Source organism: Microvirga pakistanensis (genome assembly GCF_004458765.1).
GTDB lineage: Bacteria > Pseudomonadota > Alphaproteobacteria > Rhizobiales > Beijerinckiaceae > Microvirga > Microvirga pakistanensis.
In genome coordinates this window covers 1-223 of sequence record NZ_SPJX01000446.1, presented here as the reverse complement: position 1 = coordinate 223, position 223 = coordinate 1, and the positions used below count along the sequence as shown (strand labels likewise).

The 223-nt window shown below is 65.5% G+C and carries 1 protein-coding gene; it reads left to right on the top strand.

From position 1 onward, the window contains the following. Positions 1 to 223: ABC transporter substrate-binding protein (locus E4K09_RS19905; protein ID WP_244610607.1), on the top strand; the 223-nt coding region annotated here is incomplete at both ends.

The window sequence follows — 223 nt, the reverse complement described above, 5'->3', positions numbered from 1 at the left end:
GACGACGAGTACAACCCGGAAGCGGCCAAGAAGCTTCTGGCGGAAGCCGGTTATCCGAACGGTCTCGAGACCGACCTGTGGGCGATGCCGGTGCAGCGTCCCTACAACCCAAACGCCCGCCGCATCGCGGAGCTCATGCAGGCCGACCTCGCCAAGATCGGCGTGAAGGCTGAGATCAAGAGCTTCGAGTGGGGCGAGTACCGCAAGCGCGCTCAGGCCGGCG